This window comes from Chitinophagaceae bacterium, assembly GCA_016713085.1.
Lineage (GTDB): Bacteria > Bacteroidota > Bacteroidia > Chitinophagales > Chitinophagaceae > Lacibacter.
This window is the reverse complement of sequence record JADJPV010000006.1, coordinates 57,224-77,323: the sequence shown is the minus strand read 5'-3', so window position 1 is coordinate 77,323 and position 20,100 is coordinate 57,224. Positions and strand designations below refer to the sequence as shown.

Genomic DNA, 20,100 nt, shown 5'->3' with positions numbered 1-20,100 from the left:
AATAATATCTTTTAACGATTCAACGCTTCAATGAAAAAAGTAATTCTCATAGTATCTGTTCTTACAGTTGGCTTATTCTCTTTTGCTCAGTTCAATGCAAAAATGCCGGTGATCATTGCTCCCAAATTTAAAAAGGATACCAGCAGTATTGTAAAATTCGGTGCTGTTCCCGACGGACATGTTCTCAATACGAAAGCAATCAACAATGCAATAGATGCCTGCAATAAAAAAGGGGGAGGTGTGGTATTGGTTCCTGCCGGTTTATGGTTAACAGGACCTGTTGTGTTGAAGAGTAATGTAAACCTGCATTTGGCAACAGGTGCTACATTGTTGTTCACAGCCGATAAATCACAGTATCCATTGGTGAAAGCAAACTGGGAAGGTTTACCACAGATGCGTAACCAATCTCCTGTCTCAGCAACAGGTGCAAGTAACATCGCTATTACAGGTAAAGGAATTATTGATGGCAATGGTGATGGATGGAGATCTGTAAAAAGTGATAAACTGACTGCAGGTCAATGGAAAAAATTAGTTGAGTCAGGTGGTGTTTTGAGTGATGATAAAAAAACATGGTATCCATCAGAAGCATTTTTGAAAGCAAGCAAAGGCCCTGCTAACCCCGGCGAGATAAAGCCGGAAAGAGATGCACCCTATTACGAAAGCATTAAAGATTTTCTGAGGCCCAACATGGTACTGATTACAAACTGTAAATATATTTTACTCGAAGGTGTTACATTTCAAAACTCAGCAGCATGGTGTTTACATCCGTTGATGAGTGAGCACTTAACCGTTCGCAATGTTTTTGTAAAGAATCCCTGGTATGCGCAGAATGGTGATGGTATTGATGTAGAAAGCTGCAGCAATGTACTCATTGAAAATTCTGTGTTTGATGTTGGGGATGATGCATTGTGTATGAAGAGCGGTCGTGATGCAGAAGGCCGCAAACGGGCAATGCCAACGCAGAATGTGATCATTCGTGGTTGTACTGTTTATGCGTCGCATGGTGGTTTTGTAATTGGAAGTGAAATGAGTGGTGGTGCAAGAAACATGTACATCAGCAATTGTACATTCATTGGTACAGATATTGGTCTTCGTTTTAAAACAACAAGAGGTCGTGGTGGTATAGTAGAAAATATCTTCATTAAAGATATCTACATGAAGGATATTCCTGCTGAAGCCATTTTGTTTGATATGTATTATATGGCGAAAGATCCTGTTCCCCTCTTAGGTGAAAAAAGAGAATTACCTAAAGTGGAATTAAAGCCGGTTGATGAAACAACACCGGTGTTTAGAAATTTCCATATCAGCAATGTGTATTGCAATGGTGCTGCTAAAGGCATTTTTGTAAGAGGACTTCCTTAAGTGCATGTAAAAGATATTGTACTTGAGAATATGGTGCTGCAAGCCGACAAAGGAATTGATGTGCAGGAATCGAGTGGTATTACTTTCAAAAACATTCAGATCATTTCAACTGAAACCAGCCCTGTTGTTGATATTCTCAACAGTGATAATATTACGTTTGATAAGATTACTTACAAAGATGGAAGTGAATTACTGTTTCGTATAAGTGGCGACCGTGTAAAGAACATCACTATAAAAAATACAAATGGCGCTAATGCAAAGGAAAAGTTGCTTACAGAGTTTGGTACCAACGCAAAAGAAGTTAAGTGGTAAGATTGAACTTAGTATAATTGACTCATATAAAAAGAAACATGAAGAAACTGATCATAATAGCATTGCTTGCATTCACATTACAGTCAACCGCTCAAACAAAATACAGTGAAAAGGTTGCTGCAACAGTAGATAAAATCTGGCCCGACAGTTTGCCCATTGGCAGCCGCACCAAATGGAGCTACGATATGGGTGTGGTGCTGAAAGGGTTTGAAAGTTTATGGATGCGTACAGGTGATGTGCGTTATTACAATTCACTCAAATCGAGAATAGATTATTTCGTACAGAATGATGGCAGTATTAAAGGCTACGAACTGGAAGAATACAACATCGACCATGTAAACAATGGCAAGTTGGTGTTAATGCTTTATCGAATAACCGGTGCAGAGAAGTATAAAAAAGCAGCCATGCATCTCCGTGATCAGTTACGCACACATCCACGCACCAATGAAGGCGGTTTCTGGCACAAGAAAATTTACACCAACCAGATGTGGCTCGATGGCTTGTACATGGGCGCTCCGTTTTATGCAGAGTATGCAATGTTATTTCATGAAGACAGCGCCTTTAATGATATTGCCAACCAGTTTATCTGGATGGAAAAACATGCAAGAGATCCCAAAACAGGGTTACTATATCATGCATGGGATGAAAGTAAACAACAGCAATGGGCCAATAAAACAACAGGCACTTCACCACATTTTTGGGGCAGGGCAATGGGCTGGTATGCAGATGCATTGGTTGATGCACTGGATTATTTTCCTGTCAATCATCCCAAACGTAATGACCTGATCGCAATTCTCAACCGTTTGGTAAATGCTATCGAAAAACAACAGGATCCGGCAACTGGTTTGTGGTATGATGTAATGAACTATAACGGGCCAAACAAAGAAAAAAATTATTTTGAAGCATCTGCTTCCTCTCAATTTGTATATGCTGTAGCAAAAGGTGTACGCAAAGGTTATTTACCTGCTGCTAAACTTTCTATTGCTAAAAAAGGTTACGATGGAATTGTAAAGCGTTTCATCAAAGAAGAAAACGGTCAAACGAATTTACATGGAACAGTAAAAGTTTCCGGACTTGGAGGCAAACCTTACCGTGATGGCAGCTTTGCTTATTACATGAGCGAAGATGTAATTGTGAACGATGCAAAAGGTGTTGGCGCTTTTTTATTGGCTGCTGGCGAAATGGAACAGTTACCCACGCAATCAACAGGCAAAGGAAAAACAGTTTTACTCGACCGCTGGTTCAACAGTGAGAAAAAGAAAGATGCAGGCGATGAAATGAGTTACTGGCATTATACATGGGAAGAAAGAAGTCATGGTGGTTATTATACATTGGGAACTATTTTTGAACGCTATGGTGCAAATCTTAAATCATTAGATGTTGCTCCAACTGCAGCCAATCTCAGTAAAGCATCGGTATATGTAATGGTTGATCCTGATCATATCCGTGATAATCCAAAACCGAATTTTGTTTCTGCAACAGATGCAACAGTTATCAGCAATTGGGTAAAGGCAGGCGGTGTGTTGGTGATCATGGCCAACGACAGTAACAACTGCGATCTGCCGCATTTAAACCTGCTTGCAAATAAATTTGGGATCACATTCACCAATACCAGTTTAAACATGGTGAAGAATGATACGTATATGCAGGGTGAAGTATTACCCGGCACAAACAATCCTGTTTTCAAAACAACAAAAAGAATGTTCCTGAAAGAACTCAGTGAACTGAATATAAAAGCTCCTGCAAAAGCATTGGTAACAAAAGATAATGCGGTGATCATTGCTGTTGCAAAGTATGGCAAAGGAACCGTGTTTGCTGTTGGCGATCCATGGGTTTATAATGAATACATTGATAACAGGAAACTGTTGCCTGCAGAATTCGAGAATTATAAAGCGGCAGAAGATCTTGTGAAATGGCTGCTTCAGCAGGCAGTTAAGAAATGAGGTGATATCGGTAAAAGCCCGCTCATAAAATAAACGCTCACCGGGTATTTGGAGAGAAATGGAAACCAAATGGATAAGCAAATCAACATCGGGCAGAAATAAAGAGAAATGCAATTATCAAAAAAAATACTGTCTCAGCTAAATGGTACGGTTCAATCAGTACCTGCTAAAGAGTTGTTTGAACTGCCTGAGAAAGTATTGCAGTTTGGTACAGGCGTTTTACTGAGTGCCTTACCCGATTATTATATTGATAAAGCGAATAAACAGGGAATTTTCAACGGACGTATAGTTGCTGTAAAATCAACCGACGGAGATATCGATGTGTATAAAGCACAGGATGGATTATTTACTCATTGTGTAAGAGGAATCAGTCAGCAGAAAATTACAGAAGAATATATTATCAATGCATCTGTCAGCAGGGTATTGTCAGCCAAATCACAATGGAAGGAAGTGCTGGCCTGTGCTGCCAATCCTGAAATGCAGATCATTATTTCCAATACAACAGAAGTAGGAATTGTGTTGATTGAAAATGATCAGATCAATGGCAACCCACCTGTTTCTTTTCCGGCAAAACTGCTGGCGTTTTTGTATGAACGTTATAAAGTATTTAATGGTGATGCAGCAAAGGGAATGGTGATTGTACCAACAGAACTCATTACAGATAATGGAACCAAACTTCAATCCATTGTAATGGAGCTGGCACATCTCAATAATTTTGAGTATTCATTTATTGACTGGCTGGAGAATGCCAACTGCTTCTGTAATTCACTGGTTGACCGTATTGTTCCCGGTAAACTTCCTGATGCACAGAAAAAAGAAACAGAAGCAAAACTTGGATATACTGATGAGCTGATGATCATGAGTGAAGTGTACAGCTTGTGGGCCATTGAATCTGCAAAGCCAGAAGTAAAAGAGATTTTAAGTTTTGCTAAAGCAGATGATACGGTTTTGATTACCCCCAACATAAAAAAATACAGGGGGCTGAAACTCCGTTTGCTGAACGGCACACATACTTTCAGCTGTGCACTTGCTTACCTGGCTGGGTTTGAAACGGTGAAAGAAGCCATGGAAAACAAGTGGATGGCCATGTATATTCACAACCTCATCTATCATGAACTTGCTCCCTGCTTAAACAGTGAACTGATTGCTGAAAGTGAAACAGCTGACTTCTCAAAAAAAGTACTCGACCGCTTTCGGAATCCTTTTCTCGATCATAAATGGATCAGCATATCACTGCATTATACACATAAAATGAAAATGCGGAACGTACCACTGCTTCAACAGCATTTTAAACATGATCTGTATGTTCCGGGCTTAATGGCCATGGGCTTTGCTGCTTATATCCTGTTTATGAAATGTGCACCCGGCGAAAGCGGCACATACTATGGTGAACTGAACGGAGTTGCCTATCCCGTACACGATGAACGGGCCGGTTATTTTCATCAGCTCTGGAATAACAATGAGGCAGCCGACGTTGTGAAGAAAGTGCTGGCTAACGAAAACTTATGGGATGATGACCTTACTTCACTTCCCGGGTTTACCTTTGCTGTGCAGAACTGCCTTGAGTCAATATTGGAAAGAGGCGTGTTACTGACGATGAAGGATCATCATTTAAACAACGAAAAAGCAGAAAGAAATGAAGCATAAAGTATTAAAAGTGCATCCGGCGGATAATGTAATTGTGGCTTTAACAGATCTGTCAAAAGGAGAAGTAATTTCCTTCAACGGGAATGAATATACATTACACGATAATGTAGCATCGAAGCATAAATTTTTCGAACGGCTGATGCAGCCTGGTGATGAAGTGATCATGTATGGTGTGTTGGTTGGTAAAGCACAAACATCCATTCCTGCAGGTGGCGTAATGACAACAGAGAATGTAAAACATGCAGCGCTTCCTTTTGCATACAGGGAAGCAAAATATGAATGGACCGCACCTGATGTTTCAAAATTTAAGAATAAGACCTTTAATGGATATTACAGATCTGATGGACGTGTAGGCACTGCCAACTACTGGCTTTTTATTCCCACAGTTTTTTGTGAAAACAGGAACATGGATGTGATTCGTGAAGCCATGCAGAATGAACTCGGTTATGCAGTTACTGCGAAGTACAAAAGCTATACACATCAGTTGCTCGAAGCTTATCAAAAGGGAGAAGATGTTTCATCTGTTGATCTTTCACCTTCCGCCCAGCAGCATAAGAATCGTCCGTTTAAAAATGTTGACGGCATTAAATTTTTAAATCACCAGGGTGGTTGCGGCGGTATTCGTCAGGATGCAGCCGTGCTGAGTAAATTACTCGCTGCTTATGCAGATCATCCAAATGTTGCCGGTATTACTGTATTAAGTCTTGGTTGCCAGAATCTGCAGGTATCGGATTTTACAAACGACCTGAAACAGCACAACCCCAACTTTGATAAACCGGTTTATATTTTTGAACAGCAGCAATCACAGAGTGAAGAACTGTTGATTGCAGAAGCAATCCGTAAAACCTTTGCAGGGTTAATTGAGATCAATAAACTTGAACGCAAACCTGCATCACTTGATAAATTATGTATTGGGGTTAAATGCGGCGGCAGTGATGGCTTCAGCGGTATCTCAGCAAATCCTGCAGTTGGTTACTGTTCTGATCTGGTCGTTGCATTAGGGGGTAAAATATTACTGGCTGAATTTCCTGAGTTATGCGGTGTTGAACAGGAACTGATTGACCGTACCATTGAAAAGGAAAGTGCAGAAAAGTTTATTCATCTCATGACGGCGTATAACGACCAGGCTCTAAAAGTTGGTTCCGGTTTTCATATGAACCCATCGCCCGGAAATATTAAAGATGGATTAATTACTGATGCAATTAAAAGTGCAGGTGCTGCCAAAAAAGGCGGCACATCGCCCATTGTTGATGTATTGGATTATACTGAACCTGTTACAAAACCCGGCTTAAGTTTGGTTTGTACTCCGGGCAATGATGTGGAAGCAACAACAGGTAAAGCAGCCAGCGGAGCAACTTTAATTTTATTTACAACCGGATTGGGAACGCCAACAGGTAATCCTGTTTGTCCCACAATAAAAGTATCAACCAACAGCAAACTCACCAAACGCATGAAGGATATTATTGATATTGATTGCGGTCCGGTGATTGAAGGCGAAAAAACCATTGAAGAAATGGGAGAGGAAATTCTGGAGTACTGCATTAAAGCTGCCAGTGGTGAAGTAACACCCAAAGCTGTACTGCTGAATCAGGACGATTTTATTCCATGGAAAAGAGGTGTGTCCCTTTAATCTGTCTCTGCTAATTTTTATTTCTGTTTTTACTGTAACTGCAATGTTTCTATTGCTGAAGAAGTTGTGTTGATACTATGCAGGCGGAAAGTTTTGTAAAACATTTACACAGTATAATTCTCTGTCTTCCTAACTTAGTCTAATCAACGAACTCTGTTAGCAGCAACATTATGGTAACCATCCCTCAAGTAACAACAGCTTTTATTGTAATGCTACTTTTAGGTTGTAACAATCAACCAAGGGATACAATTAACAGTCGCATAAAGGACACAGGAATAAATAATAACAAAGCAGTAATATTAATTGACACCCCCCGAAGCTTTGTAAAGAATTATGGTGTAAGCGACAGCAACCGATTGTTTGCTTTTGTAGGGGAAAAAATATCAGTTGAAGAGTTGCCTCATGAACGGGGTTCTATGGATAATGGTTTCATTGCGAGATATTCAATTCTCAAAAAAGTGTATGGTAACTTTGCTGAAGATACCATTGAATTTGTAGCCTATGATCATTATGGTGTGCCGCCTTTTTCGAAATTCAAAAATGTACTATTGTATGTTTCAGCGGACAGGGGGGTGTACTATCATCAGAAATACACTTACAACGATGTTTACAAAACTAAAGATGCACGTTGGGCAGGCACATATGCAGGGGATGATTATGAACATCCATACAATAAGCGTACAAAAATAAAACCTGTAAGAATTGACTTTGCTGAAAGAGTTGTTTATCCTGCAAATGATGCATATCCCAAGCCTTATTTTAAGATAGTTGGTGACAATGCCATTGCTATTTATGGTAATTATGTTGAGGAATTATTTACTTTAAAGAAAAACGGTTTTCTGACAGCAAGAGGATTGTTTGAAGCTACTCCTGAGCAGGAAGAATATATGGTAGAATCATTCCAACCGGAACCACCCAAAACGCCACCGAATGCAGATGATTTAAAATTTCTGGCATTCTGGAAGACTTTTGTAGCATCACTAAATGAATCTGGACTAAAGAACTTTAGAAGCATTGCACTGGATACCTTATACGTATGCGACCAACTGCTTTCTTTAGATAAGTTTATTGATAAATGTTTTAAACAAGTGATTGACGATGAGGTAAGGAAAAGAATAGTCGACCATACCAAACTTGAATATACATCCACAGGGGTAGAATTTTATAACCTCCTCACCTCTCAGGTTAAAAAAGAAATTATGAGGGTGGGTGACAGCTACAGGCTAAGGAAGATGTTGGTAACACGGAATACTAAAAATGGTAACCCTCCAACGATCTACTTTGCTTTTATTGAGACCAAAAAAGGGTACAGGCTTTATGAAATAAGCCATCATTGGTTTAAGGAATGTTGTAAATAGATTTTGTGCTTCGAAATGCTGACCCAAACATTAGTATTCCTGCAAGTGAGGCTGGATGTTGAAACTTCTGCTGTTTGCATCACATTACTTTAGTTCGGGCAAGCGAGTTTCAATTTGGCTTTTTGTTGTTAACTTCAATTTTATATTTTCAAGTGGGCAGAAGTTCCGGATCTGTCTGGTTAGAGCTTCAATGATTATTTATAACTTAACGAAATCATTCATATAAATATCTTGCCATGTCAACAAACCGCCGTGAGTTTATCAAGAAGTCAGTAAAAGCATCAGCTGCTGTTTACGCAGCAAGCCTGGGCTTTAGTGCAAAAAGTTATGCCAGTATCATTGGCTCCAATGACCGGGTGCGTGTTGGGGCAATTGGTTTTTCTGACCGTTTCAGGCAGGCACTGTTTCCATCTTTCAGCAATCATTACAAAGAATTGAATTTCGATATCGTTGCCGTATATGATCTATAGAACAAACGTCGCAATGAAGGAACTGATTTCCTGAAAGAAAAAATGGGTCATGATATTATTGGCTGCAGAAATAATGAAGAGCTGTATAATCTCAAAAATATTGATGCAGTGTTTGTTGCCACTTCCGATTTTCAGCATGCCCTGCATGCCATTGAAGCGGTGAAAGCAGGTTGCGATGCCTATGTTGAAAAACCTTTTGCAGAAACAATGGAAGATAACCGTGCTGCATTGAAAGTGATTAAAGCATCCGATCGTATTGTGCAGATTGGTTCGCAAAGAAGAAGTGGTGCTAACTATCAGTCAGCCGAGCAATTTATTAAAGAAGGAAAGTTTGGCGCTATTACTATGGTAGAATTAACATGGAATGTAAACCAGCCCGGACGCTGGCGCCGACCTGCATTGGTTGCGCAGCTGAATGAAGCTGATACCGACTGGAAACGTTTCTTACTTAACAGGCCCTTTGAAAAATGGGATCCGAGAAAATATTTAGAGTACCGTTTGTTCTGGCCTTATTCATCAGGCTTACCGGGTCAGTGGATGAGTCACCAGATTGATACAGTGCATTGGTTCACCGGTTTAAAACATCCACGCAGTGTGGTTGCCAACGGCGGTATTTATATGTGGAAAGATGGAAGAAAGAACTGGGATACAATGACGGCCGTATTTGACTATGGCCCGCAGAATGATTTATCAAGCGGTTTCAGGTAACCTTTGGTTCACGGATGCATAATGGAGATGAAAACCCTTCTGAGATCTACTATTCAAACGGAGGGGAACTCAATCTAATTACCAACAAAGTATCATCTAAAGGTGGCTCACTCAAAGACTGGCAGAAGCCATGGGAATGCAGGCAAACCTCTTACCAGAATATAACCTGGCCAAATCCGAAAAAGTTGTTGCCTCGGCGAATACTGGTGGTGACGCATTAACATCGGCGCATGTACGTAACTGGATGGAATGTATCCGCAGCCGGAAACAGCCAAATGCTCCTGTAGAAGCGGGGTATTATCACTCCATTGCCAATATCATGACTACTGCTGCATCACGCACAGGTTTTAAAGCAACCTTCGATGAAAAGACACAGGAAGTGATGGTTGGCGGTAAAGTATTCAGGTACTGATCTTTGTAAATAAAAAATAACCGGCAACGTTATCGGATTTTACGGTAACGATTGCACAGATTTTAAACCTGCCCCAAAGCAGATTTCATACTTTAGCATTGCTTTTTCCGAAAGCTGCTGGTCCTTTATTTGTCTTCGTTATACAGTATCAGGCTTCCTGTTTGGATTGTATAAAAAATACTCCGGTGAGGGATTGCATTTTATCACTTAATGAAAGTGCTATATGAAAAAAATTTTTAGACGAAAACTTCCTGCTCCAAAGCAAAACAGCCCAGCAACTCTATCATGAGTTTGCGAAAGGGATGCCGATCATTGATTATCATAATCATTTGATTCCTGACCAGGTAGCCAATGATATCAATTTTGAAAATTTAACGCAGGTTTGGTTGTATGGCGATCATTACAAATGGAGAGGCATGCGTACCAATGGTGTAAATGAACGATTCATTACAGGTGACGCCAGCGACTTTGAAAAATTTCAGCAATGGGCCGCAACGGTTCCTTATACATTACGTAATCCTCTTTATCACTGGACTCATCTTGAACTGCAACGTTATTTTGATGTGCATGATATCCTGAATGCAGACAGTGCAAAGAAAATTTATGATGAGTGTTCGGCAAAATTGCAAACCAAAGAATACAGCGTAAGGGGTTTGCTGAAAAAGATGAATGTAAAACTCATCTGCACAACTGATGATCCTGTTGATTCACTGGAATATCATCAGCAGTTAAGAAAGGAAGATACGTTTACAAAAATGAACCCTGCCTTCCGTCCCGATAAGGCAATGAATGTGGATGATACAGTTACATTCAATGAGTATCTTTCTGGCTTGGAAAAAGCATCCAATATTTCTATTGGATCTTATAATGATTATATCGCAGCGTTAAAAAACCGCCATGCTTTCTTTGCAGAAAACAAGTGCGGTGTTTCCGATCATGGACTGGAAGAAATTTATGCAGAAGATTATACCCAAACAGAGATTGTTGGCATTTTTGCAAAAGTCCGTTCTGGCGGCACACTCTCATTAGAAGACAGAAAGAAATTTAAAAGTGCAATGCTGGTGAATTTTGCAGAGTGGGATTGTGAAGCAGGATGGGTGCAGCAATTTCATTTAGGAGCTCTCAGAAATAACAACGCAAGAATGTTGCAGCAGTTGGGTCCTGATACAGGCTGGGACAGTATTGGTGATTTCTCACAGGCAAAAGCATTATCGAAATTTTTAAACCGTCTTGATACAAACAATCAGCTGGCGAAAACAATTATCTATAATCTCAATCCCGCCGATAATGAATTGATGGCAACCATGATTGGTAATTTCAATGATGGTTCTGTTGCAGGAAAAGTACAATGGGGCAGTGCATGGTGGTTCTTAGATCAGAAAGATGGAATGATCAAACAGATCAATGCGCTCAGCAATATGGGTTTACTCAGCAAATTCATTGGTATGCTTACTGACAGCAGAAGTTTCCTTTCTTTCCCAAGGCATGAATATTTCAGAAGATTGCTCTGCAATTTGTTTGGTGAAGAAATTGAGAATGGGGAACTGCCAAACGATATTGCATGGGTGGGTCAGGTAATTCAGGATATCTGTTACAACAATGCAAAGAATTATTTCAACCTGCAACAATTAGACGAACCACAGAAACTTACAGCTAAAACTTTATAACAATCAATATGAACACATTAAAATCATTTGATCTTTCCGGTAAAACAGCATTGGTAACAGGTTGCGATACCGGTTTAGGAATGGGCATAGCAACAGCATTGGCAGAGGCAGGTGCAGACGTTGTTGGTGCATCAATCGTTGAAGATTATTCAGCAGTTAAAAATGCAGTGGAAGCAACAGGCAGAAAGTTCACTTATCACAGAGTTGACATTTCAGACAGAACAGCTTTGTATGCATTCATCAATAAAGTAAAAGCAGAAAATAAACGTATTGATATTCTTGTGAATAATGCAGGTATTATTATGCGTAAACCTGCTGCCGAACATCCTGATGAATACTGGGATAAAGTAATTGACATTAACCTCAATGCACAATTCATTATTGGCCGTGAGTTTGGAAAAGATATGATTGAGCAGGGGGGTGGTAAAATTATTTTCACCTGTTCATTGTTAAGTTTCCAGGGTGGTATTAATGTGCCGGGCTACACTGCAAGTAAATCAGCAGTTGCCGGTTTGGTAAGAGCATTCGGAAATGAGTGGGGAAGCAAAGGTGTTTGTGTAAATGGGATTGCTCCGGGATATATTGCAACCAATAACACACAGGCTTTGCGTGAAGATCCTGAAAGAAGCGCATCAATTTTAAGCCGTATTCCTGCAGGTCGCTGGGGTGTGCCTGAAGATTTTAAAGGACCGGTTGTATTTCTTGCATCATCAGCATCTGACTATGTAAATGGTACAGTGTTGTTTGTTGACGGAGGATGGATGGCCAGATAATGAATGATATTATACCCTGTCGGCGGTTTAAAACCCCGACAGCGGTTAAAACAAAATTTTGAAGAATGAAAAAGTCAAACAGTAAAGTTCCGGCAGTCCAATTAAAAGATTACAAATCAAGCACATTTGTTGAAGATGGAATGGAAATAAGATTTGCAGTTGGTCCGGAAGAAACAAAAGGGTTCGATACACAAAAGCTCATTGATAATTTCCTTGTAAAGGACCTGATGGTGAATGATGAGTTGAAACTTGTGTACACACATTATGATCGTGTGATCATTGGTGGTGCAGTACCGGTTAACAAAACACTCACTCTCCCCAACCATCCTGAATTAAGAGCAGAATACTTTTTAGAAAGAAGAGAAATAGGAATTATTAATGTTGGCGGTAAAGGAACTGTAACAGCCGATGGTAAAAAATTCGATCTGGAAAAAATGTCCTGTCTTTATCTTGGTAAAGGAACAAAAAAGTAAGCTTTGCATCCTCTTCCAAAAAGCACCGGCAATATTTTACCTGTTATCATCACCTGCACATGCAGTTTATCCTGCAACAGTGTTCACCAAAGAACAGGCATCACCTGTTGAATTGGGTGCAGTTGAAACAGCAAACAAAAGAACAGTATACAAATACATTCATCTTGATGGTATAAGAAGCTGTCAGCTGGTAATGGGATTAACAACACTGGCTCCGGGCAGTGTATGGAATTCAATTCCACCTCATACACATACACGCAGAATGGAAGCCTATTTCTATTTTGATTTGGCTCCTGAACATCGTCTGTTTCACTTCATGGGTAACCCGGCTGAAACAAGACATATTGTAATGTCAAATAATGAAGCAGTCATTTCACCACCATGGAGTACACATTTTGGAAGCGGCACAAGTAATTATGGATTTATCTGGGGAATGGCCGGTGAAAATTTAGTTTATACCGATATGGATCCTGCACCTGTGGCACAATTGAAATAATCAACAAAAATAAAACAAACAAAAAATGTCAAAGAAAGTAGTAACAATGGGAGAAATCATGTTGCGTTTGTCAACTCCCGATTTCAAACGTTTTGTACAGGCCGATACGTTTGATGTAACATACGGCGGCGGTGAAGCCAATGTTGCAGCAGCATTATGTAATTATGGTTTAAACGGAACCTTTGTAAGTAAAGTGCCCGCTAATCCAATCGGACAGTCAGCAATCAATCATCTGCGCCGTTATGGTGTGGATACACAATATGTTGCAAGAGGCGGCGACAGGTTAGGAATTTATTTCCTCGAAACAGGAGCTTCCATGCGTGCATCACAGGTAGTATACGATCGTGCAGGTGCATCTATTGCAGATGTAGATGCAAGTGAATTTGACTTTGATAAAATATTTGAAGGTGCTGATTGGTTTCATACAACCGGTATTACACCTGCGTTGAGTGATAAAGCTGCTGCTTTAACTGAAGCTGCATTAAAAGCTGCTAAAGCAAAAGGTATTACAACAAGCATTGATCTTAACTACCGCAAAAAATTGTGGAGCAAAGAGAAAGCAAGAGAAGTAATGACAAGACTTTGTCAGTATGTTGATGTTTGTATCGGTAATGAAGAAGATGCAGATACAACACTTGGTTTTAAAGCTGCACATACTGATGTAACCAAAGGTGAACTAAACCTGGATGGGTTTAAAGATGTATTCAAACAAATGCAGGCGAAGTTTGGATTTAAATTCATTGCATCTTCCTTAAGAGAAAGTCACAGTGCCAGTGATAATGGCTGGAGTGCATTGGTATATGATGGTAAAGAATTTTATCACACAAAACAATACAGTGTTCGCATTGTTGACCGTGTAGGCAGTGGCGACAGTTTTGCCAGCGGGTTAATTTACGGATTGGTAACAGGAATGCCGATGGGCGAAGCAGCAGAATTTGGTGTGGCAGCAAGTGCATTGAAACATACAATACCCGGCGATTTAAATCATGCAACTTTATCAGAAGTAAAAGAACTGATGAAAGGTGATGGAAGCGGCCGTGTACAACGTTAAATAATAAGAAAGTGGAAGATCGGGAAGCCCGGTCTTCCGCTTTTGTTTTTCAGTTTCTTTTCAATTTTATAATATGATCATCGATACAATACAGAACGCACCAAAATACTTTTCGGCACATCCATTATTTGCAAAAGCATTTGAGTATATTCAGCAAACGGATATGAAGAATGCAGAAGTTGGCAAGTCAGATATTGCAGAAGGATTGAAGGCAATCATCAGTAATGGTCCCGGCAAAACAAAAGAAGCAAGTCTTTCGAAGTTTGAATGTCATAATAAAAATATTGATATACAGCTTTGCATCAGCGGAACTGAAACCATCGGATGGAAGCCAAGAGAAAAATGCGCATCACCCAATGGAGAATATAATGATGAAAAGGATGTATTGTTTTTTAATGATGCACCTGATATGTTCTTTCAATTAACTGATGGGCAGTTTGCCATTTTCTTTCCGGAAGATGTGCATGCACCGATGATTGGAGATGCGGAGATTAAAAAATTAGTGATCAAAGTAAAAATATAGAAACACAGATGACACAGATTGAAACTGATTTTCGCTGAAATGATTATTAGGCAAATTCCAATCAATCCTGTTATCTATTTTTTAAACTAAAAATCTGCGCTTATCCGCTGTAATCAGCGTAATCAGCGTTTCTATTAAATTATGAGCAAAACACAACAAATAACAGATGCTATAGTTCAACAGGGAATTCTTCCACTGTACTTCAATCCTGATGAAACAGTTAGTGTTGAAGTATTGAAAGCATTGTATAGTGCAGGAGTAAAAGCAGTTGAATACACCAACCGTGGAGAAGCTGCATTGAGCAACTTCAAAAAAATGGTGGAAGTAAGAAATGCAGGAATGCCCGGTTTATTACTTGGAGTTGGTACAATAAAAAATAAGGCCCAGGCAACAGACTACATGAGTGCAGGTGCTGATTTTTTAGTAAGCCCCGGTTTTGTTGGTGAAGTGGCAGCTTATTGTATTGAGAATGATATTTTCTACGCTCCCGGATGTATGACACCATCAGAAATCATTGCTGCAGAAAACGCAGGAGTTAAATTCATTAAGCTTTTCCCCGGAAATATGCTGGGTACTGAGTTTTTAACTACTATTAAGGATATCTTTCCAAAACTGCTGTTCATGCCAACAGGTGGTGTTGATACAACAAAGGAAAGTATTGAAAGTTGGTATAAAGCAGGTGTTTGTGCAGTAGGTATGGGAAGCAAACTGGTGAGTAAGAAATTAATGGAGACAAAAGATTATGCAGCCATTGAAAAAGCAACAAAAGAAGTACTGGAACTAATCGCTTCGGTTAAAAAATAAACCACTCAATAAAAAAAGGAATCACTGTTCCTTTTTTTGTTTTGTAAAAAATAAAAATTATGACGATGCAAGCCATAGGTAAATACAGGTGGACAATTTGCGCCTTACTTTTTTTCGCTACTACTATTAATTATTTAGATAGGCAGGGTGCTTAGTCTGCTTCAACCACGGCTTGCCGAGTTGTTCAACTGGTCGAACAGTGATTATGCCAATATCACTTCTGTATTCCAGTTTGTATATGCCATCTCTATGCTATTTGCTGGACGTATCATTGATAAGCTGGGTACGAAGAAAGGCTATGTATGGGCCATTATCATCTGGTCAGTGGGTGCTTTGATTCATGCATTAGCTATTCCAATGGGGCAGGGAATATCAGTTGTGCTGGGTTGGGTTGGTATCATTGCCGTTCCTGTTTCCATTGCAGGATTTATGATATCAAGAGCTGTACTTGCAATTGGTGAAGCGGGTAACTTTCCTGCTGCCATTAAAGCAACAGCTGAATATTTTCCAAAGAAAGAACGATCCTTCGCAACAGGGATCTTTAATTCAGGTGCGAATGTAGGAGCAGTGCTTGCACCATTAACTGTTCCCTGGATTGGTGATCATTGGGGATGGGAATATGCATTTATTATTATAGGCGCCATTGGTTTTTTATGGCTGGCATTCTGGATATGGATGTATGATAAACCTGAGCAGCAGAAAAAATTATCTGCAGCTGAACTGGCATATATCAAAAGTGATAAAGATGATGAACCCGCAGCAGATCCCGCTATTAAACATGTACATATATCATGGGTGAAATTGCTGGGATATAAGCAAACCTGGGCTTTTGTATTTGGAAAGTTCATGACCGATGGTGTTTGGTGGTTCTTCCTTTTTTGGCTGCCAGCCTTTTTGAAAGCAAAATATGCTATGACCGGAACTGTCATTAATGTTCCGTTGGCTGTGTTGTACAGTATAACAATGGTAGGGAGTATTGGTGGCGGATGGTTCCCCACCTATTTTATGAAGAAGGGATTGCAGCCATACGATGCACGTATGAAAGCGATGCTCACAATTGCAGTGATTCCATTGGTGGTATTACTTGCACAGCCATTTGGTGATTATAGTTTTTGGGTTCCTGTATTATTGATTGGTATTGGTACAGCAGCACCAGGCATGGAGTGCGAATATCTTTACGACTGTATCAGATATGTTTCCCAAAAAAGCGGTTGGTTCAATTGTAGGTATTGGTGGAATGGCAGGCGGATTAGGTGGTGTGCTTGTTTCAAAATGCGGCGGTTGGCTTTTTGATGCATACCGTGCAACAGGTATTGCAAATTCATGGGTGCAAGCAAAAGCAGCAGGATTGGGTGATTATCTTTCAAGAATTGAAGGATTAAACCTGGTGACAAAATATGGCGATAAAATCGATCTGAATAAAGCAGAGTTAGGAAGTCTTTCAAAGGAAGTAACTGTACAGTTACAAACGATTGACCCAACTATGTTTGATAAACTGCTTGAGCTGCAAAAGCCCCTTGTACAGACTCAAATGGCAACTGCCTATACAATCATGTTTGCATTTTGTGCTTTGGCTTACCTTATTGCATGGTCGGTAATGAAATTGCTGGTTCCAAAGTATAAAGCGATTACTGATCTGTAATTTAGTTACTGTATTGTAAGATTAACAGGCAGTAAGCAGCAGCTCAGCAAAAAATAAAATACGCTCTCAAATAGAAGCAGAAAGCCCGGTAAGGGCTTTCTGCTTTTCTGCTTTAACCCTTACTTAATTATTGGTTGTAAGAATAGTAAACCTGTGACTTATATCACCCGTTGGCAAGCGCCATGATTTTAACTTGCATATTAAATCAGGAATTAAATGGCTCAAACATTTAAGGAGATCATTAATGGAAATCGGCCCGTTATTGTCGATTTTTCTGCTGAGTGGTGCGGCCCCTGTAAAATGATGGCGCCTATTTTAAAAGAAGCCAAGCAGTTGGTAGGTGACAGTGCTGTAATTATAAAAGTTGATGTGGATAAAAATCCCTCTACAGCAAACGCCTATTCAGTACAGAGTGTTCCAACAATTATCATTTTTCAGAATGGTGAAATTAAGTGGAGAAAATCAGGAGTAGTTTCTGCGCAGGTTTTAGCAACACAGATAAACAGTCTTAAATAAAAAATATGCAGCAACAGTTCTGGGATCAGCGTTATGCAGAAAATGAAACAGTTTACGGAAATGAACCCAATGCTTTTTTTAAGCAATTTATTGATCTGCGTAAACCGGGTTCAATTTTATTGCCAGCCGAAGGCGAAGGAAGAAATGCCATCTATGCGGCAAAGAAAGGATGGGTAGTTGATGCATTTGATTTCAGTACTGTGGCCCGTGATAAAGCTTTGTTCAATGCTACAGGTGAACAGGTGAAAATTAACTATGATATAAAAGCGATTGAATCATTCAGAGCTGCTAAATTATATGATGCAGTTGCCCTCATCTATGTACATATGGCTCCGGCAGCACGAAAGAGGTTTCACCAGGAAATTATTAATTCAATCAAGCCGGGAGGTTATTTAATACTCGAAGCATTTGGGCGGGAGCAGTTGAAATTAAATTCAGGTGGACCTAAAGATGAAAATCAATTGTATGATGCGCCTTCTTTATGTGATGATTTCCGGTCCTTACATATCCTGAGTTGTGAACAGAAAGAAGTAAATCTTGCAGAGGGGGCGTTTCATGAAGGGAAAGCTTCAGTGTTGCGATTTATCGGGCAACGTATATAATGAGCTGATTGAATTTATCCCGCCACCATTTCTTTTGCCGTAACCAATGAGGAAGCTGTCAATTTTTCGCCACTCAGCATTCGTGCAATAGTTTCAATTTGTTCTTCTTTATTTAGCAGGCGGATTTTTGTGCGTATAATATTCTTTTCTTCTTCTTTATACACAAAATAATGTGCCGATGCTTTTGCCGCAATCTGCGGAAGATGTGTAATCGTAATCACCTGGTGATTGGTTGACAAGTCTTTTAATAAGATGCCTACCTGTCTTGCTGCTTCTCCGCTGATGCCTGTATCAATTTCATCGAACAGCATAGTAGGTAATTCAATACTGTCTGCAACAAGTGATTTAATGCACAGCATTAATCTGCTCAATTCACCACCACTGGCTACTTTGCTGATGGCTTCAAAACGATTGCTCTTGTTTGCATCAAACAAAAAGCTGATCTCATCTTTTCCAAAAGGATTCAAGGCTGTTTCCTTCAATTCAACTTTTAGTTTTGCATTCGGCATACCAACTTTGTTGAGTAAGGTGTTTACATTCTTCACAAATGGTTCAGCCTGTTCTTTTCTTTTTTTATGAATAACAGTTGCTTCAGTTTGTAATTGCTTTTGTAACTCTGCCGTTTCTTTTTCTTTGGCAGCAATTGTTTGATCCATGTTCAATACAACCAGCACCTGTTCTTCCAGCTGTTGCTGAATTTTCAAAAGTTCATTTGTACTGTTAACACCATGTTTCTTTTGTAATTTATAACCAATCTCTAAACGTTCTGTAATCACCTTTATTCTTGCTTCATCCACACAGATTGCATTTTGAAGGTGATCAAGTTCATTGGCAATATCATTTAATTCTATTTGAGCAGATTGCAGACGTTCAGTAACGGATGTTAAATCACTATGCACATCTTTATACTGCTGCAATTTCAGTAGCAATGATTTCAGTTGTTGCACAAGGGGAGTATCACTTTCTTTTAATAACAGAACTGCATCGTTCAGTACAGTGGAAATCGCTCCTGCATTATTCAGCAGGTTTAATTCCTGGTCAATCTGTTCCAGTTCATTTTCTTTGAAAGATGCCTGTTCAAGCTCATCCAGTAAAAACTGTTTGTAGTCCTGTTCCTTTTTTGCCTGCAGCTGTTCTTCTTTCAGCAGCTGTAATTCTTTTTGCAGCTTGGAAAATTGTAGAAACCTGCTGTGGTATTGTTTTACTTCTTTTGTGCATCCGCTTAATGCATCCAGCACTTCACGCTGAAAATTTTCTTCCTTAGTTCAAGGGTGTCAAATTGCTGATGCAGATCTACCAGTAAAGAAGTAAGTTCTTTTAATTGTGTAAGATTAACTGGTGTATCATTGACAAATGCTCTTGACTTTCCACTTGCTGCAATTTCTCTGCGCAAGATCAATTCATTTTCTTCATCCATTTCCTGCTGCTGCAACCAATCTTTTACTTTTGAATAATTGCCCGCAGAAAAGAAAGCTTCAACCACACACTTTTTTTCTTTGTTCATTAATACAGTACTGTCAGCCCTGTTGCCCAATACTAATCCAAGAGCTCCCAATAAAATCGATTTACCGGCACCTGTTTCACCGGTAATAGTATTTAACTCCGGCTGAAATTCAACAGCCAGTTCATCAATAATGGCAAAATTCTGTATGGAAAGTTTTTGCAGCATACGCAGTTTCAAAACTAACTTAAATGAGGGATAAAGATAAAA

Annotated in this window: 11 protein-coding genes and 5 pseudogenes; 15 read left to right on the top strand and 1 reads right to left on the bottom strand. The window is 39.6% G+C overall.

What is annotated here, in order from left to right:
• Positions 1–30: 30 nt before the first annotated feature.
• The 15 genes and pseudogenes from IPK31_21160 to IPK31_21090 all read left to right on the top strand — a co-directional run bounded on the left by IPK31_21160 (position 31) and on the right by IPK31_21090 (position 18,389).
• Positions 31–1,674: pseudogene (locus tag IPK31_21160) on the top strand (glycoside hydrolase family 28 protein).
• A gap of 38 nt (positions 1,675–1,712) precedes the next feature.
• Positions 1,713–3,617 (top strand): glycoside hydrolase family 88 protein, encoded by a 1,905-nt coding sequence (locus IPK31_21155; protein ID MBK8090204.1) that lies wholly within the window; start codon positions 1,713–1,715, stop codon positions 3,615–3,617.
• 108 nt (positions 3,618–3,725) lie between these two features.
• Positions 3,726–5,264: a tagaturonate reductase gene (locus IPK31_21150; protein MBK8090203.1), complete on the top strand. Its 1,539-nt coding sequence runs from the start codon at positions 3,726–3,728 to the stop codon at positions 5,262–5,264.
• The gene (locus IPK31_21145; protein ID MBK8090202.1) at positions 5,254–6,894 is read left to right on the top strand and encodes an altronate dehydratase; all 1,641 of its coding nucleotides are present in this window, start codon (positions 5,254–5,256) and stop codon (positions 6,892–6,894) included. The genes IPK31_21150 and IPK31_21145 overlap by 11 nt, the downstream gene beginning before the upstream one ends.
• A 356-nt stretch (positions 6,895–7,250) precedes the next feature.
• Positions 7,251–8,252, top strand: a complete 1,002-nt coding sequence (locus IPK31_21140) for a hypothetical protein (protein MBK8090201.1) — start codon at positions 7,251–7,253, stop codon at positions 8,250–8,252.
• A gap of 236 nt (positions 8,253–8,488) precedes the next feature.
• Positions 8,489–9,842, top strand: a pseudogene (locus tag IPK31_21135) (Gfo/Idh/MocA family oxidoreductase).
• 251 nt (positions 9,843–10,093) lie between these two features.
• Entirely contained in the window at positions 10,094–11,509 is a 1,416-nt protein-coding gene (gene uxaC, locus IPK31_21130; protein MBK8090200.1) for a glucuronate isomerase, read from the top strand.
• Positions 11,510–11,517: 8 nt separating this feature from the next.
• Positions 11,518–12,282, top strand: a complete 765-nt coding sequence (gene kduD / locus IPK31_21125) for a 2-dehydro-3-deoxy-D-gluconate 5-dehydrogenase KduD (GenBank protein ID MBK8090199.1) — start codon at positions 11,518–11,520, stop codon at positions 12,280–12,282.
• Between the two features lie 140 nt (positions 12,283–12,422).
• A pseudogene (gene kduI, locus IPK31_21120) lies at positions 12,423–13,251 on the top strand (5-dehydro-4-deoxy-D-glucuronate isomerase).
• Between the two features lie 25 nt (positions 13,252–13,276).
• The gene (locus IPK31_21115; protein ID MBK8090198.1) at positions 13,277–14,302 is read left to right on the top strand and encodes a sugar kinase; all 1,026 of its coding nucleotides are present in this window, start codon (positions 13,277–13,279) and stop codon (positions 14,300–14,302) included.
• A gap of 73 nt (positions 14,303–14,375) precedes the next feature.
• The gene (locus tag IPK31_21110) at positions 14,376–14,825 is read left to right on the top strand and encodes a YhcH/YjgK/YiaL family protein (GenBank protein MBK8090197.1); all 450 of its coding nucleotides are present in this window, start codon (positions 14,376–14,378) and stop codon (positions 14,823–14,825) included.
• A gap of 141 nt (positions 14,826–14,966) precedes the next feature.
• The gene (locus tag IPK31_21105) at positions 14,967–15,629 is read left to right on the top strand and encodes a bifunctional 4-hydroxy-2-oxoglutarate aldolase/2-dehydro-3-deoxy-phosphogluconate aldolase (protein ID MBK8090196.1); all 663 of its coding nucleotides are present in this window, start codon (positions 14,967–14,969) and stop codon (positions 15,627–15,629) included.
• A 59-nt stretch (positions 15,630–15,688) separates the two neighbouring features.
• Positions 15,689–17,271 (top strand): annotated as a pseudogene (locus IPK31_21100) (MFS transporter).
• A gap of 216 nt (positions 17,272–17,487) precedes the next feature.
• A complete protein-coding gene (trxA, locus tag IPK31_21095) occupies positions 17,488–17,787 on the top strand; it encodes a thioredoxin (protein ID MBK8090195.1) in 300 nt (99 codons plus the stop codon).
• Positions 17,788–17,792: 5 nt separating this feature from the next.
• Positions 17,793–18,389: a class I SAM-dependent methyltransferase gene (locus IPK31_21090; protein ID MBK8090194.1), complete on the top strand. Its 597-nt coding sequence runs from the start codon at positions 17,793–17,795 to the stop codon at positions 18,387–18,389.
• 14 nt (positions 18,390–18,403) lie between these two features.
• On the opposite strand, the pseudogene recN reads toward IPK31_21090, so the two are convergent.
• Positions 18,404–20,058 (bottom strand): annotated as a pseudogene (gene recN, locus IPK31_21085) (DNA repair protein RecN).
• Positions 20,059–20,100: the final 42 nt, after the last annotated feature.

Excerpts from the sequence above, each read along its gene's own strand:
- kduD (MBK8090199.1), top strand. The coding sequence starts at position 11,518 with ATGAACACATTAAAATCATTTGATCTTTCCGGTAAAACAGCATTGGTA.
- IPK31_21145 (MBK8090202.1), top strand. The coding sequence starts at position 5,254 with ATGAAGCATAAAGTATTAAAAGTGCATCCGGCGGATAATGTAATTGTG.
- IPK31_21115 (MBK8090198.1), top strand. The coding sequence starts at position 13,277 with ATGTCAAAGAAAGTAGTAACAATGGGAGAAATCATGTTGCGTTTGTCA.
- trxA (MBK8090195.1), top strand. The coding sequence starts at position 17,488 with ATGGCTCAAACATTTAAGGAGATCATTAATGGAAATCGGCCCGTTATT.
- IPK31_21150 (MBK8090203.1), top strand. The coding sequence starts at position 3,726 with ATGCAATTATCAAAAAAAATACTGTCTCAGCTAAATGGTACGGTTCAA.
- IPK31_21110 (MBK8090197.1), top strand. The coding sequence starts at position 14,376 with ATGATCATCGATACAATACAGAACGCACCAAAATACTTTTCGGCACAT.
- IPK31_21090 (MBK8090194.1), top strand. The coding sequence starts at position 17,793 with ATGCAGCAACAGTTCTGGGATCAGCGTTATGCAGAAAATGAAACAGTT.
- IPK31_21105 (MBK8090196.1), top strand. The coding sequence starts at position 14,967 with ATGAGCAAAACACAACAAATAACAGATGCTATAGTTCAACAGGGAATT.
- IPK31_21155 (MBK8090204.1), top strand. The coding sequence starts at position 1,713 with ATGAAGAAACTGATCATAATAGCATTGCTTGCATTCACATTACAGTCA.